The sequence below is a fragment of the Streptomyces roseus genome (genome assembly GCF_001044425.1).
Classification (GTDB): domain Bacteria; phylum Actinomycetota; class Actinomycetes; order Streptomycetales; family Streptomycetaceae; genus Streptomyces; species Streptomyces roseus.
In genome coordinates, this window is record NZ_LFML01000102.1 from 101,799 (window position 1) to 116,504 (window position 14,706).

Sequence of the window (14,706 nt, forward strand, 5' to 3'; positions counted from 1 at the left end):
GTCACGTCTGTCATCGATGAGTTGTGCAGTACTCACGAGTCACCTGTCAGATGTCACGGTCAGGGGTCAGGGGCTCGGCGGCCCGGCGGTTCCACCAGTGCCGGCGGCGCGGGTGGACGGCCCGCCCGAGGCGGCGGCCGATCAGCAGGTATCCGAGGAGGGCGCCGGCCGTGTTGAGGATGACGTCGTCGATGTCGAAGACGCGCCCCGTGACGAGGGCGCCCTGCACGAGCTCCACCAGGGTCATCAGGCAGGCCGTCACGATGCCGACCCTGAGCAGCCCGCGCGCCGGGGGCAGCAGGACGGGCAGGAGCACACCGAAGGGCACACCGAGCAGTACGTTGCCGCCCAGTTGGCGCACCGCTTCGATCGTCGAGGTCCCGTTCAGGTAGGCGTTGATGGAGCTGCCGGGCCGGACGTTGGCGTGTACGAGGGCCGCCGAGGCGGCGGAGGGCTCCAGCGTCAGCCGGGCCAGGACCACGCCGAACAGCACGGTCCCGGCGAAGGCGGTCACCATGGCGGAGGCCCGGACCACCGGATGGGCCGGCCCCCGTCGTCGCAACCGGCGGGCCTGGCCCTCCTGTTGCGCCGGGCGGCCAAGGCCCGGCCGCTCCACCGGACGGGCCGTGTCCCCTCGCTCCACCGGACGGGCCGGATCCTGTCGCTCCACCTGCTTCTCGCGTCTGCGCCATGCGTAGCTCCACGTCATGCGGGCGCGTGTACCCTGCGCTCCCCCCGATACGCGGCCACGGCGCGCCGGCCCGGCGCATACGGCGGGGCCGCGTCGGGCATCCGCGCAGCGTGACCGACATTCCCCGCACCACCTCCCGCGGCATCGGCCCGCCCGTGGCCGGCCTCGCCGCGCGTACCCGCGCCGAGCTGCGGCGTACGGCCGTACGCGTCTGGACCGACAACCTCGCCGACCACGCGGCCGCGCTCACCTACTACGCCGTCCTGGCGCTGCTGCCCGCCCTCGTCATCGCGGTCTCCCTCGTGGGGCTGCTGGGCGGGGCCACGCGGGACCGGCTGATCACCGAGCTCACCTCGTACGCACCGCCCCAGTCGGCGCAGGTGCTGCGCGACGCGCTCGGCGGGCTCGTGTCGGAGCAGCCGTCGATGTGGGCGCTGGTGATCAGCGGGGTGCTGAGCGCCCTGTGGTCGGCGTGCAGTTACCTGGCGGTGTTCCGCCGCGCCCTGCACGCGATGCACGGGGTGCCCGACCGGCGGCCCCCGCTGCGCGCGGCCCACACGCTGCTCATCCACGCGGCGCTGCTGCTGGTCCTGCTCGTCGTCGCCGCCGCGGTACTGGTGGTGTCCGGGCCGTCGGCCCGGTGGGTGGCGCGGACCACCGGGGGGATGGGGCCGGAGGCCATCGCGTTCCTGCGCTATCCCGTACTGCTCGCCGCCGTCACCCTGCTGGTGCTGGTCCTCTTCCGGACCGGGCCGGACCGCAGCCGCGGCACCCGCCGGGGCCTGCCGGGCGGCGTACTGGCCGCCCTGCTCTGGCTGGCCGCCTCGGTGCTCTTCACGCTGTACACGGAGCTGGACACCTACGGCCGGCTCTACGGTTCGCTGGCCGGCATCGTGGTCTTCCTCGTCTGGCTCTGGATCGCCAACCTGGCCCTGCTCACCGGCGCCCAGTTCAACGCCGAACGGGCCCGCTGAAACACGCGGGTGGACATCGTCCGGGACACGCGGGCGGGCGGGCCCCCGTGGGGGACCCGCCCGTGCCGTGTGTGCCGCGGGGTGCGGTCACCAATAGTGGCGCCGGCCGCCGACCGCGTGGCCGACGGAGCCCAGGATCCACAGCACAGCGCCCACGACCAGCAGGATGACGCCGAGGGTCCACAGGATGGAGATCCCGGTCAGGAAACCGATGACCAGGAGGATAAGACCGATGAGAATCATGATGTCCTCGTCCTCATGTTGGGGATCGGCGCGACGGTGGTGACCGCCGTGGCGCCTCGAACAGCGTGTACCCCCGAATTCCGGTCCTACCGGTATCGGCTCGACTTCGCGGGATCGGAGGGATCCGGCCAGGATGGGTGCATGACCGACACGTTCACCACACGGACCATCGACGTGACGACGGGCTCCGCGGAAACCGTCCACGACCTGACCGCGGCGTGCGCGCAGTTCCTGCGGGACACCGCCCGGGGCCGGGACGGGCTGCTCAATGTGTTCACTCCGCACGCCACGGCCGGGCTGGCCGTCATCGAGACGGGGGCGGGCAGTGACGGCGACCTGCTGGACGCCCTGCGCACGCTGCTGCCCGCCGACGACCGCTGGCGGCACCGGCACGGCTCCCCCGGCCACGGACGCGACCACGTCCTGCCCGCCTTCGTACCGCCCCACGCCACCCTTCCGGTGGTGGGGGGCGAGCTGGCGCTCGGCACCTGGCAGTCGGTGGTGCTGGTGGACACCAACCGGGACAACCCCCACCGCACGGTACGGCTGTCCTTCCTGGGCTGAGCCGGGGTCGGGCGTCAGCGGGACGGGGCGGGCCCGCTGCCGGAACCGGTCTCGTCCCCGAGGGTGCGGCGGGCGCACCGGAGCACCATCGAGGCCAGGTCGCCCTCCGTGCGCAGCAGCTCGCGCTGTACCCGGGCGCCGTTGCCGCCGGCCTGGAGCCCGGCCAGGCCCTCCTTGACGAAGCCGGCGTCCCCGTTGTCCTCCAGGGCCTCCCGCACATGGTCGTACAGTGCGTGGACCACGGCCGCGGCGGAGTCCTCGCGCAGGGTGGCCGGGTGGATCAGGGGCCCGTCCAGCCCGGACCGGGCGGCCCGCCAGGAGGCGAGCCGCAGCAGGCTCGTATCGACCGCGGGGGACGGCCGGCCCGCCCGCCAGTCACGGGCCGCGGTGTCCACCAGGCCGCGTACCAGGGCCGCCAGCAGCACGGGCGTCGACGCGTCGAGGCAGACGTCGGCCACCCGGATCTCCACGGTCGGGTAGGAGGCCGCCAGCCGCGCGTCGAAGTAGATCATCCCCTGGTCCCGGATGGCGCCGGTGGCGACCATCGCCCTCACCCGTTCGTGGTAGCGCTCGGGCGTGCCGAAGAGGTCGACCGGGCCGGCCGTGGGCCAGCGGTTCCAGACCCGGCTGCGGTAGCTGCCGTACGCGGTGTCCTCCCCCTGCCAGAACGGCGAGTTCGCGCTCAGTGCTGTGAGGACCGACAGCCAGGGGCGGATCCGGTCGAGCACCGCCACGCCCTCCTCGTCGGAGTCCACGGCCACGTGCACGTGGCAGCCGCAGGTCAGCTGCTCCTGGGCGGGCAGGCCGAACTGCCGGGCGATCCACTGGTAGCGCTCGCCCACGCTCAGGGAGGGTTCGACCGGCAGCGGGCAGGTGGCGAGGGCCGCCACGAGCACGCCGGCGGCTTCGGCGTGGCGCGCGGCCTCGGCCCGCCACCTGCGGATCTCCCGGTGGAGTTCGTCCATCCCGGTCACCGGCCGGGTGGCGCACTCGACCTGTTCCTTGTGGAGTTCCTTCTCCAGGGGGATCTCTCCGCCCGCGCCGGCCGCCCGGCCGCCGGACCGCAGGGCCGACGCCAGCACGGCTCCGGCGGAGGCCGCCGGTCGGCCGGTCCGCGGATCGACCAGCAACAGTTCTTCCTCTACGCCGACGCTGCGCATGCGGGGGCCTTTCACTTGCTCTCCGTGCCGTATCCCCCGGCGTATGCCCGCCTGCGCCGAGGTCATCCGCGGCCTCACCCGGATGCGCGGGCCCGCGGAAGTGTCAGTGGCGGCGGTTAGTTTCGGGGTGTTGCACGAGCCGTTTTCCGACAGGAGTGGACGATGACCGAGAGCAGTGCTCTGCCTGTGCTCAGGGTGGTGCTGACAGACGTCAACGAGCGCGTGGTGGAGGCGTGGCGGGCCGCTTTCGCGGACACCCCCGGCATCGAGATCCGCCGGGGCTCGATCCTCGACGAGGACGTCGACGCCTGGGTCACGCCGACGAACTCCCGGGGCCGGATGGACGGTGGGGTGGACGCGGCCGTCAAGCGCCGGCTCGGACCGGGCATCCAGCTGCGGGTGCAGCGGGCGATCCGCGACCGGTTCGCCGGCTCCATGCCGGTGGGCAGCGCGGTCTGCGTCCCCTCGGGGGCGGCGGTTCCCCGGTTCCTGATATCGACGCCGACGATGGTCGAGTCCTCGCAGAACGTGAGTGCCACGCTGAACGTGGCCCTGGCGTGCGCCGCCGCGTTCCAGGCCGTCCACCGGCAGAACCGCGAGGCGCCGGGCAGCATCCGCTCCGTGGCGCTGGTCGGGATGGGGGCGCAGACCGGCCGGGTGCCGGCCAGGGTGTGCGCCAACCTGATGTGGACCGGCTACACGCTCTTCCAGGACCACTGGTTCGAGCAGGACGACGAACTGCGCGCCACGATCACCGCGCAGCTGAGCGGCATCGAGGAGCGCCCGGTGGAGGAGCGGGTACGCATCGTCGCGCCGAAGCCCGCTGCCGACGCCCTGGCCCTCGCCGAGCTCTTCGAGGGCGGCGGTGAGCCCTGGCTTCCGCTCCTGAAGCCCGTCATCGAGGCGCAGCCGGACGCCGCCCGGTTCATCGGGAAGGGGCGCGACCCCGAGGTGGTCCCGGTCCGTGAGCTGACCTTCCAGGCGCTCAAGCCGCACCCGCCGCACCGGTGGAAGGTCGTCGTCTTCGGCCAGAACCCCTATCCGCGGCCGGAGAGCGCCACCGGCATCGCCATGTTCGACAACACGTTCAACGACTGGAAGGACAGCCAGTTCGGCAGGGTCGTCAGCATCCGCTGCATCATCAAGGCGGCGGCGATGTGGAAGTACGGCGTGGCCAGGAAGACCCCGATCGCCGAGATCCGCGCACTGTTGAAGGAGCGCGGGACCGTCCAGCCGCCGGAGTGGTTCCAGGCGATGCTCACGCAGGGCGTACTGCTGCTGAACGCCTCGCTCACCGCCAGCGGCGACGGTGCGATGGGGGCCGACCGGCACACGGCGTTCTGGCGGCCCGTCGCCGAGCGGATCGTCGAGGAGATCCTCAAGGCCAAGCAGGGCGCCGAGGAGGAGGACCGCGGGGTCGTGTTCGCCTGGTGGGGTGCGCACGCCCGGGCCCTGAAGAAGGTCGTCCTGCGGCTCCAGGAGAAATACCCGGACGTCGAGGTGCGGCACATCGACCACGTGAACCCGGCGGCGCAGGGCGACGTGTTCTGCGAGGGCGACCACTTCGCCATGGTGAACGAGGCCTTGGCCTCGCTGGGCTGCGAGGGGATCGACTGGCTCCCGAGCAAGGGGTGGAACGAGGGGGCGGCGGCCGGGGCGGGCGGCGCCGGCGGTGCGGACGGGGGTGTGGCAGCCCGGATGGGCGCCTTCATCGAGTCGACCATGAACCTGCACCAGCTGTACCTGGAGCGGCTCAGCAGCGTCAAGGACGAGGGGCTCGTCCTGCCCGCGATCACCGGTGTGTTCGCCACCCCGCTGATGGGCTTCCAGGACGCCGTCGCACCGGTCACCGAGACGCTGTCCGGGCTCGCCGGACACATAGACCGCTCACGGGACTTCGGCGAGCGGCGGGCGGACGGGGCGTCCGGCGGCGGCCTGTCCGCGGACGCGATCGCCGCGCTCCACCTCTACACCCGCGAGTCCGCGTTCTACCGCGAGATCAACGCCGTCCTGCGCTCCCCGGACCGCTCCAGGGTCACGCCCTACCTGCCGTACCTGCGGCTGCTGTTCTCGGCGGTGTCGGGGCTGCCCGCCCGTACGGAGCCGCTGTGGCGCGGCGTGTCGCTGGACCTGCGTTCGCAGTACCCGGTGGGCCGGACGGTGACCTGGTGGGGCGTGTCCTCGTGCACCTCCGAGCTGAGCGTGGCCCGGTCCTTCCTGGGCAACCGCGGCAAGCGGACGCTGTTCGAGGTGACGCCCGCCCGGGCGGTCGGCATCAAGAGCTTCTCCGCGTTCACCGGAGAGGAGGAGTACATCCTCGCGCCGGGCACGCAGCTCAAGGTGACGGACGTGAAGAGCGAGCGCGGCGGGCTGTGCACGGTCAGGCTGACGGAAGCGGACCTCGATCCCGTGCTGTCCTGACCCGCGGTCCGCCGGGGCCCGCGGGGTCCCGGTCGACCAAGGCGTACAGGCCGGACACCTCGGCGCCGCGGCGGCGCTTGGCCTCGACGGTCGTCATGCCCGCGTGCAGGGCGCTCGTGCCGCGGGCGTAGGCGTCCTCGATCGGCAGGTAGTACATCAGGTTGAAGTACAGGTGGGGCGCCGGGTGGTCGCGGTCGAGGGCGACCGCGCGGATCCATGTCGTGCTCCCGTAGTGGTAGTAGAGGCAGAAGCCGGTCATCCGGTGTCCGTCGTAGGCGGCCACCACGCGCGCTTCGCTGCCCATCGCCGCCGCCTGCCGTTTCAGCAGGCCGGTCATGGCGTCGATGCCGTCCCGGTCGTGCCCGTGGCCCTGCTGGTGGCCCGCCAGGAGGACTCCGGCGTCCTCGAAGCAGTCCGAGAGCTGCTGTCGGCGTACGTCGAGGCCGGCCGCGGCGAACCGGCGGCGTTCGCGGCGTACGCCGACGCGGCGCTGTGAGGGCAGCGAGGAGATGTAGTCCTCGATGCTCCGGCCGGGGAGGGGGATGAGCGCGTCGTCCTCCAAGTGGAGGGCGGGTCGCGGGTAGAGCGGGGCGAGCCTGGCCGCGGCCGTGGCGGTGAGGTAGGGCCACCAGTGCGTCGTGCCGTGGTGGTCGGCGAAGCGGCGTACGGCGTCCCGGAGGGCGGCGAGGCAGGCGTCGCGCCGAGCGGGGTCCAGACCGGGGGCGGTGAGCGGGGCGTTGTGGTATCCGCGCCGGGCACCGGCGATCACGCGGGGCCGCAGGTGCTCGGGGAGTACGGTCTCGGGCCGGTAGCTGTCGTTCGGCTCCTCCCGGACCAGGTGGAGGGGGGCCGCGGCGAGCAGGGCGCCGTCGAGGTCGCGTACGAGCGCGTACGCGCGGATGGCGGTGGGGTCCTCCTCCTCGCCGGCGAGCCAGCGGTGGGAGAGGTAGAGGCCGGCCGGCCGGGCGAGGTGCTCCCATTCGGCGGCGGGGACCTCGTGGATGGACTCGATGACGCTCGTGATCAACGGGGGCTCCTCCGGCGGTGGCGGTTGGGGGCTTTGAGGGCGGGCGCGGCGAGTACGCCGATCAGGCAGGCGGCGGCTTCCACACCCCACGGGAGGAGCGGTCCGGCTTCCAGCAGCAGGGTGAACAGGGCGGGAGCCGCGACCATGCCGACGGCCCAGGAGAACTGGTACAGGCCCTGCGTGAATCCGCCGGCGGCCTGCGGGGTGAGGCTCACGGACAGCTCGCTCAGCGCCGGGCCGAGGAGGATCTCCGCCACGCTGAACAGGGCGATGGCCACGACGAGGGCCGTCCAGGCGGTCGCGGCGGCACCGGGCGGCGCGGCCGGGCCGGGCAGGGCGGCCAGGCCTGGCAGGGCCGGCAGCGCGAACGCCGCCATCCCCACGGTCATGATCAGGTATCCGGCGGCGACGGCGCGCCGGGGCGCCTTGGGCGCCACGTGCGCGGTGACGGCCGTCGAACACGCCGAGACGATCACGGTGTTGATGACGAACAGCAGGCTCGCCGCCGAGGCGGGCAGGCCCAGCGCCCGCGTGGTGTAGACGGCGACGAGGACGGAGAGGGCGGCCTGCGCGAGGACGTAGGGGAGGTTGACGGCCACGAGCAGGAGATGGCGGCGGGTGTGGTCGGACCGGGTGACGAGGGCGCTCGGGGGCGTCCCGTCCGGCTGCGGCGGACGGGGGGTGAGGGCGGCGAAGCAGGCGGCGGCCAGCAGGTAGGTGGCGGCGTCGGCCGCGATCAGCCAGCGCAGCGAGCCGTTGCCGAAGGCGGTCAGGGCGCCCGCGGCTGCCGCGGAACCGGCGGCGAGCCCGATGTTGCGCAGCGAGCCGGTGAACGCGAACCACGAGCGGCGTTCGTCGGCCTGGGTGACGTGGGTGATCAGGGTGCGCTGCGCGGTGAAGTACATGTTGATGCCCGCCTGTACGAGCACGTACACGCCGGCGACGTGCCACGGTTCGCGGGCGAGCAGGCACAGGGCGAACCCGGCGGCGGAGAGGACGTTCGCCCACACCACGACGCGTTTCGGTCCGACGCGGTCCATGAGCCGCCCGGCGAGGAAGGTGACGGGCAGGGCGAGGGCCTGCCCCGCCGTCATCGCCGCGCCGACCTGCCCCAGGGGCAGGCCCTGGACGTCGGTGAAGTACAGCAGTCCGAGCGGCAGCAGCATGCCGTTGCCGACGGAGTCGATGAGGTTGCCGGTGATGAAGAGGCCGTGCCCGCGCAGTACGGGCAGGCCGAGGCGGTCCGCGGCGGTGCGCGGTCGGCGGGGGCCGGAGGCGGCGCTCACCGGTTCAGCAGGGTACTGATCTTGACCAGGACCTCGGTCGCGGGGAAGCCGGTCGCCTCGTGCAGCTCCGTCAGTGCCTTCACGGTCCGCTCCTCCTCGCCCTCGGCGAGGGTGATCACGACGATGTCCCCGTGGGAGGCTCCGTCGATGACCAGCTCGTGGGCGGTGACCACCCGTACGGTGCGCCGGAGTTCGGCCACCACCGCCTCGGGAATCCCGTCCGTGTCGAGGAACTCGATCGCCCAGCCGGTCCGTCGTGCCATGCCCGCGGGGACGGACAGGCCCCGGGCCATGCGGGCGAGGGAGGTGAAGGTGTTGGTGCCGGATGCGGCGCACGAGAGGGTGGTGGCGCCGCCGATGCGCGGGTTGACCTCCAGGACCACGAACCGGCCGCCGCTGTAGACCATGTCGACGTTGACCGACCCGTACACCCCCAGGCTGCCGCAGAGGTCGACCAGGGTGCGGGCCACCGCGGCGAACGCGGCGTCCTCTTCCTCCCGGGGGCCGCACCACCGCAGGCCGGCGAAGGTGAACACGGGCTCGGTCCCGGCGCGTCCGGTCCAGCACAGGGGCAGGACCTGGTACGAGCCAGGACGGCCGACGATGTCCACGCTGCACAGATCGCCCTCGACGACCTGCTCCACCACCGCCGACACCGCGCGCGGGCCGGGTGCGGCGGAGGGGGTGTCGAGGGAGGCGTCCAGGGGGGTGTCGAGGGGGGTGTCGAGGTAGCCGTCCAGGTACGCGTCGAGGTCCGCGGGGCCGCGCACGCTGCGGATGCCCGCGCTGGTCGAGTCCCACACGGACTTCGCCATCAATGGGTAGCCGAGCCGTGCGGCCCGCAGGCGCAGCGCGTCGCGGTATCCGGGCACGGCGAGCCCCCGCCCCGACAGCAGATCGGAGTCGACGCGGAACCCCTCGGGCACCGCCAGCCCGGCGCGCTCGCAGAGCTGTTTGGTCTCCCACTTGTCCACCAGCAGCATCGTCGCCGCGAGCGGGGTCATGACCGTCGGGATGCCCTCGGCGTCCAGGAAGGCCTTGGCCGCGGCGTCGCGCAGCGCGTTCTCGCACGGCAGCGAGATCGACACCGCCGCGTCCGCCCCCCAGGCGGCGACCGCGTCCGCGAGCTCCCTCGGCGTCGCTCCGCGGTCGAGTCGCCGCCGGTGGCCGGGGAAGTCCTCGGCACCGGCGGCGCCGCTCGTGTGGAACAGCCCGGCCTCGATCCCCTCGGCCGCCAGGGCGCGTACGGCCTGCTGGATGTACGGGTCGGCGCGCCGGATGCCCACCGACCGTAAGAACGCGATCTTCCGCATCGCGTCAGCCCACTTCCACTCGGGACCGGGCGGCCACCCGGCCGGCCAGGCCGCGCGCCTGCTCGGCCGTTCGCGCCCGGGCCACCACGTGCGCGATCCGGCAGGTCGAATCCGCCGGCTCCGGCACCGCCTCGCCGGGCCGCAGATACACCTCGCTGTGCGTACCGGGCAGGTCCGGGACGACCACCTCCCGCAGGACGCCGCCGTGCTCCGGCAGCAGGAACCGGATCGAGGCCGCGTCCGTGCGGGAGGGGACGGTGTCGGGCACCAGGCCGAGCACGGCCCGGAGCTGGGCCGCGGCTTCGCTCACGCCCGTCGCGGCCTCGACGATCTCGCACAGGTTGTCCCCCGGCAGCCGGGCGCCGCTCTCGATCACGTACGGCGTCCGCGTGCCCGGCGGGATCTTCAGCTCCGTGTGCGCGATCCCGTTGCGGACGCCGACGGCGAGGGCCGCCCGCGCCGCGGTGTGCTGGACCGCCCTGACCAGCGGGGCGGGCAGACCGGAGGGGCAGGTGTGGCCGGTCTCGATGCGGTACCGGCCGCCGGTGGTGTCCTTCGCGACGACGGGCAGGGGGTAGGCCACCCCGTCCGCGACCACGGTGTCGCAGGAGTACTCCTCCCCCGGGACGTACTCCTGGAGCAGGACCCGCGTGTCGAGTGCCAGACCGTGCGGGCGGGCGTACGCGTACTGCCGGGCCGCGCCGACCGCGTCGGCGAGCCGCTCCGGGCCGTCGACCACGGAGACGCCCCACGAGCCGCCCTGCTCCGCGGGCTTCACCACGAGCGGCCAGCCCAGCCCGTGCTCCCGCGCCGCCCGGTGCGCCTCGGCGTCGTCGTGCGCGAGCGCCCAGCGGGGGGCGGGGATACCGACGGCCGCGAAGGCCTCCCCCATGAGGATCTTGTTCCTGGCCGCGCGGGCGAGCCGCGGATCGTTGCCCGGCAGGCCGGTCCGCTCGGCGAGCAGCGCGGCGAGCGGGGTGAACAGCTCGAAGCAGGGGGCGACACCGGCGATGGCGTGCTGCCGGCAGAAGGCCTCCATGTCCGCCAGGGCCCTCGGGGTGTCGGTCAGGTCCGTCGCGCACACCCCCGCGAGGGCTGCGCGCAGCCGGTCCGGGTAGCCGTCGTGGACGTCCTCGTGGGTGGCCGCGTACAGGCGCACCCCCAGCCGGTCGGCCGCCTCGACGAGGAAACGCCCCGCGTTGCCCATCGGCTCGATCACCAGCACTCCCGGCCCGCGCGGGCCCGCCCCGATTGTCATTCCTCCAGCAAAGCCGTGGTGCGGGCGCGGCGGCTATGGGCCTGATCAACGAAAACAACTCGCAGTGTGATGGCGGGCTTTGGAGCAACCACCAACGAACTGGCCAGTAGCTGCACGGCATTTGGTGCGCCCGCCCGATGGATCCGGCCAACCGTCCCGTGATCGGATCACCGAGGTGGGAAAACCCGCGCCTGCAAACCCGTACGGGAAGGCAACACCGTGACCAGCAGCCTGCACCAGCAGCTCGCCGACCACATCGACCAGGGCGTCATTCCGCCGTACCAGTACTCGTACCCGCCCCGCTCTGCGTACCGCCCCCTCGCGGAGGGCAAGTGGAGCATCCCCGACGTGTGGGCGAGGGATCTCACCCACCACCAGGTCCCCGAGCTCAACCTGTACCTGCACGTCCCCTTCTGCGACCGCAAATGCGGCTTCTGCAACCTCTACACGATCATCAGTACCGACGAGGACGTCTACGACGCCTACACCGACGCCCTCTGTACCCAGATCCGCGATCACGCGGAGATCATCCAGGCCCGGCGTTTACGCACCATCTACATCGGCGGTGGCACCCCCGCACTGCTCAAACCCCGTCACTTCGAGCAGATCTTCACGACCATCGGCGAGATCTACCCCAACTGGCGCTCCACGGCCGAGGAAGTCGCCGTGGAAGCCACCCCGTCGTCGATCGCCGACGCGCCCGATGAGTTCAAAGCCCTCATCGACATGGGCCTCACCCGTGCCAACGTCGGCATCCAGTCCCTCGTCCCGCGCGAGATCCGCGAGGCCGGCCGCGGCGGCGAGGACGAGGACGTCATACGCCGCGCCCTGCGCACCGCGCACGAGCTCGGCCTCCCGGACCTGTCCACCGACCTGATCATGGGCTTCGCGGGGCAGACCCCCGAGACCTGGCGCCAGAGCGTGGACGAGCTGGCCGCGCTCCGGCCCACCACCATCAGCACCTACTTCCTCACGGTGCGGCCGGACGCCTGGTTCTCCAAGACCGGCGCGTACCAGTACATGTGGCAGCCCGAGCTGTACGAACGCTACGACTACGCCCGCCGGGTCTTCCTCGACCACGGCTACGTCCAGGAGGGCTCCGTCCGCTACAAGAAGCCCGGTCGCGGCGGCTACGTCCAGAAGGTGCTCACCTTCCACGGGGTGCCCCTGCTCGGCCTCGGTGTCGGCGCCCGCTCGTACAACAGCGTGCTCGACTACATGTGCGGCAGCGTGAAGCCCTCGACGGCCGAGGTCGCCGACTACATCAAGCGGGCCAAGGGCCATGAGCTCGCGCCCGTCACCGGCTTCGAACTGACCGATGAAGAGATCGTCCGCAAGCGCCTCGTCCTCGACACCTTCGACCTCGACCTCGCGGAGCTCGACCGCTTCGGGTACCAGAAGCACGCCGCCGAGTTCGAAGCCGTGCTGGAGGCGGCCGAGTCCAACGGGCTCGTCCACCGCCTGGGCCGGCGTGTCCAGTTGACCCCCAAGGGCTTCAAGTACCGCGACGTGCTGTCCTGGATGTTCTACTCCGGTTCCGTCAAGGACCTCGACCGCGAGTACTACGAGAACCTGCACGCGGCGAACAAGCGCGCCCGGAAGAACATGGGGGCGACGCCGGTACGGATCACCGGAGTCGACCTGCGCGAGCGCGAGGGAGCCGCGTGAGCGATCTGTACGTCGCGGCGGGCGGCGGCGGGGATCCCGTCGGGACCCTCATCGCCGCCCGCACGCTCGCGGCGGGCGCGGACGCAGCGGGCGCCGGGGGCGCGGACGCAGCGGGCGGGGCGGGCGGGGGCCGCCCGGCCCGGCCGCCGCTGATCGCCACGTACGCCTGGGAGCGCCCCGAGGTGGACCCCACCTCCAGCCCCCTCGGGGAACGGCACTTCGACGGGCTGGTCCACGAGCGGGGCTTCGCGGCCTTCACCCCCGCCACCCGGGCCCGCCCGCCGGCCGGATCCACCATGCCCGGCCTCGCCCGGGACCTGCCGGCCCGGCTGCTGCTCCTCGACCCCGCCCGGGGGCTCCGCGCCCTGGCACGGCAGCTCGCGTCCATGGCCGAGGCCGCGGGCGCCCGCCGGATCCGCGTCGTCGACATCGGCGGCGACATCCTGACCCACGGCGACGAGCCCGGCCTGTGCAGCCCGTTCGGGGACGCCCTGACCCTCGCCGCGTGCCGGCTCACCGGCGTTCCCACCACCGTCCACGTCGCGGGCCCCGGTCTCGACGGGGAGATCGGCGAACAGCCCCTCCTCGAACGCCTCGGCGCGAGCCTCCCCGTGCTCCCCGGCCGGGACGCGGCGGCAGCGGCGGCCCGCGCCCTGGCCTGGCACCCTTCCGAGGCGTCCGCGCTGTGGGCCGCCGCCATCAACGGCGCCCGCGGCCCGGTCCGTACGGCCGGCGGCGTCATCCGCCTCACGGACGCCTCCGCCCTGCTGTACCCGCTGCCCCTCCAGGAGGCCCTCGGCCACAACCCGGTCGCCCGGGCCCTCGTGGCCGAGCGCCCGGCGACCCTGGAGGAGGCCGCCGACGTCTCCCACCGCCTCACCGGTATCCCGGGCCTGGAGAGCGAACGTACGCGTGGGCGGCCGCGGCCCCGGCTCGTCTCCCCCGACCGGGACGAGATCGACAAGACCCTGCGCGAAGCGGCCGACGGGGCCGACCACCTCACCCTCCGCCACGCCGCCCGCACCCTGGGCCTCACCTGGAAGGACATCCCCGCCCTCCGAACCCTCCTCGGCACGGGCACGCCGCTCCTCCGCCTCCCCTGACGCCGCCGGAGCAGATCACCGAGGGAAGGGGGCTTCCTCGTACGGGAGGGCGGGTCAGTCGGATTCGCTCGCGAGGTGCAGGGCGAGCTCCTGCAGGATCTCCTGCGAGGACGTCCCCGGTTCCAGCTCGTCGAAGGCGTCCGCGACGGCCTCGAAGGCCATCACGAAACCGCTGATCAGGGCACTGAGCGGGCCGGACAGCTGATCCAGCATGGCGAATCCGATCTCTGCGGCATCGCCTTCGGCGGGCACGACGAACTCGGTCGGAGTCACCTCGCCCAGCAGCGAGGACACGTAGTCGGTTCCGATACCGCCGCGCACACCCGTGAGCGCCGCGATGGCCTTCAGCTTGATCTCGTTGCCGGTCATCCCGCGAGGGTACGGCGGCTCCTCCCGCGACGGCTCTCGGCACGCTAAACGAGGAGAGCCCCGGACGGGGCTGCGCCGGGGTCCGGCCCTCGCCTGTGTCAGCCGGTCAGGGCGACGAGCCTCCGGTACTCCAGCTGGTCCGTACGCCTGGCCGTCAGGTGCACGCGTACGTCGGTCAGGAACTCCTTCAGCGCCGCGTATCCGGCGGCGTACGCCTCCTCCTGTCCGCCGGCGGCCTCGGGGACCCACAGGATCAGCACCCGCTCGTTTCTGCGCGTCCCCTCCGGGCTCGCGAAGGCCAGCTCGTGGACGACAAGGCGCGCCTCCCCGGCGGGCAGGGCCTGGAGCAGCTCGTCGTGGGTGAGATTGCCCTCGACTTCCGGGACGAGGCCGTCCGGGGCGTCGCGGTGGCGGAGGATCACGGTGTTGATCTCACGTGTCTCCTTGAGGCGCCGGAGGGCGTCGAGGCAGCCTTCCAGCGGCCCGGCAGGGCTGGTCACACGGGCCTCGCTTCACTCATGGGGACTCTGCCTCCGGGCTGTACGCCGGGTTGCGTGGGCCGCGGCCCCGGCGAGGGAAGGCACACGGCATGGATGTGACGGCGGGCCGTGGCCGGTGGGGGGTGGGGG

At 73.0% G+C, this 14,706-nt stretch carries 14 protein-coding genes; 5 read left to right on the forward strand and 9 right to left on the reverse strand.

Features of this window, described 5'->3' with window-relative positions; all coding sequences use genetic code 11:
* Window positions 1-46: 46 nt before the first annotated feature.
* Entirely contained in the window at window positions 47-709 is a 663-nt protein-coding gene (locus ACS04_RS24165) for a VanZ family protein (protein ID WP_245236516.1), read from the reverse strand.
* 92 nt (window positions 710-801) lie between these two features.
* On the opposite strand from ACS04_RS24165, the gene ACS04_RS24170 reads away from it, so the two are divergent.
* Window positions 802-1,665 carry a YihY/virulence factor BrkB family protein gene (locus ACS04_RS24170; protein WP_245236517.1) on the forward strand — a complete coding sequence of 288 codons (864 nt, stop codon included), beginning with the start codon at window positions 802-804 and terminating at the stop codon, window positions 1,663-1,665.
* Window positions 1,666-1,752: 87 nt separating this feature from the next.
* Here the strand turns inward: ACS04_RS24170 and ACS04_RS38685 are convergent, their stop codons facing one another.
* On the reverse strand, window positions 1,753-1,908 hold the full coding sequence (locus ACS04_RS38685) for a DUF6131 family protein (RefSeq protein ID WP_167352600.1): 156 nt from the start codon (window positions 1,906-1,908) through the stop codon (window positions 1,753-1,755).
* Between the two features lie 141 nt (window positions 1,909-2,049).
* Between ACS04_RS38685 and ACS04_RS24175 the strand changes: the two genes are divergently transcribed.
* Window positions 2,050-2,472, forward strand: a complete 423-nt coding sequence (locus tag ACS04_RS24175; RefSeq protein ID WP_048478821.1) for a YjbQ family protein — start codon at window positions 2,050-2,052, stop codon at window positions 2,470-2,472.
* Between the two features lie 14 nt (window positions 2,473-2,486).
* On the opposite strand, the gene ACS04_RS24180 is transcribed toward ACS04_RS24175, so the two are convergent.
* Window positions 2,487-3,632 carry a glutamate--cysteine ligase gene (locus tag ACS04_RS24180; RefSeq protein ID WP_048478822.1) on the reverse strand — a complete coding sequence of 382 codons (1,146 nt, stop codon included), beginning with the start codon at window positions 3,630-3,632 and terminating at the stop codon, window positions 2,487-2,489.
* 162 nt (window positions 3,633-3,794) lie between these two features.
* Between ACS04_RS24180 and ACS04_RS24190 the strand changes: the two genes are divergently transcribed.
* Window positions 3,795-6,053, forward strand: coding sequence for an ADP-ribosyltransferase domain-containing protein (locus ACS04_RS24190; RefSeq protein WP_078865249.1), 2,259 nt, complete (start codon window positions 3,795-3,797; stop codon window positions 6,051-6,053).
* Here the strand turns inward: ACS04_RS24190 and ACS04_RS24195 are convergent.
* Genes ACS04_RS24195 through ACS04_RS24210 form a run of 4 tightly spaced genes read right to left on the reverse strand, consistent with a single transcriptional unit; the run spans window position 6,013 to window position 10,937 of the window.
* Window positions 6,013-7,080 carry a peptidogalycan biosysnthesis protein gene (locus ACS04_RS24195; RefSeq protein WP_053080922.1) on the reverse strand — a complete coding sequence of 356 codons (1,068 nt, stop codon included), beginning with the start codon at window positions 7,078-7,080 and terminating at the stop codon, window positions 6,013-6,015. The two genes, ACS04_RS24190 and ACS04_RS24195, sit on opposite strands and share 41 nt — an antisense overlap.
* Complete coding sequence (locus ACS04_RS24200) at window positions 7,077-8,366, reverse strand: MFS transporter (protein WP_048478823.1); 1,290 nt, start codon at window positions 8,364-8,366, stop codon at window positions 7,077-7,079. Before ACS04_RS24200 ends, ACS04_RS24195 begins: the two co-directional genes overlap by 4 nt.
* Window positions 8,363-9,679, reverse strand: a complete 1,317-nt coding sequence (locus ACS04_RS24205; RefSeq protein WP_048478824.1) for an ATP-grasp domain-containing protein — start codon at window positions 9,677-9,679, stop codon at window positions 8,363-8,365. The genes ACS04_RS24200 and ACS04_RS24205 overlap by 4 nt, the downstream gene beginning before the upstream one ends.
* Before the next feature lie 4 nt (window positions 9,680-9,683).
* Window positions 9,684-10,937 carry an ATP-grasp domain-containing protein gene (locus tag ACS04_RS24210; RefSeq protein WP_048478825.1) on the reverse strand — a complete coding sequence of 418 codons (1,254 nt, stop codon included), beginning with the start codon at window positions 10,935-10,937 and terminating at the stop codon, window positions 9,684-9,686.
* Window positions 10,938-11,156: 219 nt separating this feature from the next.
* Here ACS04_RS24210 and ACS04_RS24215 point away from each other — a divergent pair, with 219 nt between their 5' ends.
* Both ACS04_RS24215 and ACS04_RS38320 read left to right on the forward strand, forming a co-directional pair.
* Window positions 11,157-12,605, forward strand: a complete 1,449-nt coding sequence (locus ACS04_RS24215; RefSeq protein ID WP_048478826.1) for a coproporphyrinogen-III oxidase family protein — start codon at window positions 11,157-11,159, stop codon at window positions 12,603-12,605.
* Window positions 12,602-13,708: a DUF1152 domain-containing protein gene (locus ACS04_RS38320; RefSeq protein ID WP_053080925.1), complete on the forward strand. Its 1,107-nt coding sequence runs from the start codon at window positions 12,602-12,604 to the stop codon at window positions 13,706-13,708. The genes ACS04_RS24215 and ACS04_RS38320 overlap by 4 nt, the downstream gene beginning before the upstream one ends.
* A gap of 54 nt (window positions 13,709-13,762) precedes the next feature.
* On the opposite strand, the gene ACS04_RS24225 is transcribed toward ACS04_RS38320, so the two are convergent.
* Window positions 13,763-14,077: a hypothetical protein gene (locus tag ACS04_RS24225; protein WP_048478827.1), complete on the reverse strand. Its 315-nt coding sequence runs from the start codon at window positions 14,075-14,077 to the stop codon at window positions 13,763-13,765.
* 98 nt (window positions 14,078-14,175) lie between these two features.
* Entirely contained in the window at window positions 14,176-14,577 is a 402-nt protein-coding gene (locus tag ACS04_RS24230; RefSeq protein WP_048478828.1) for a hypothetical protein, read from the reverse strand.
* Window positions 14,578-14,706: the final 129 nt, after the last annotated feature.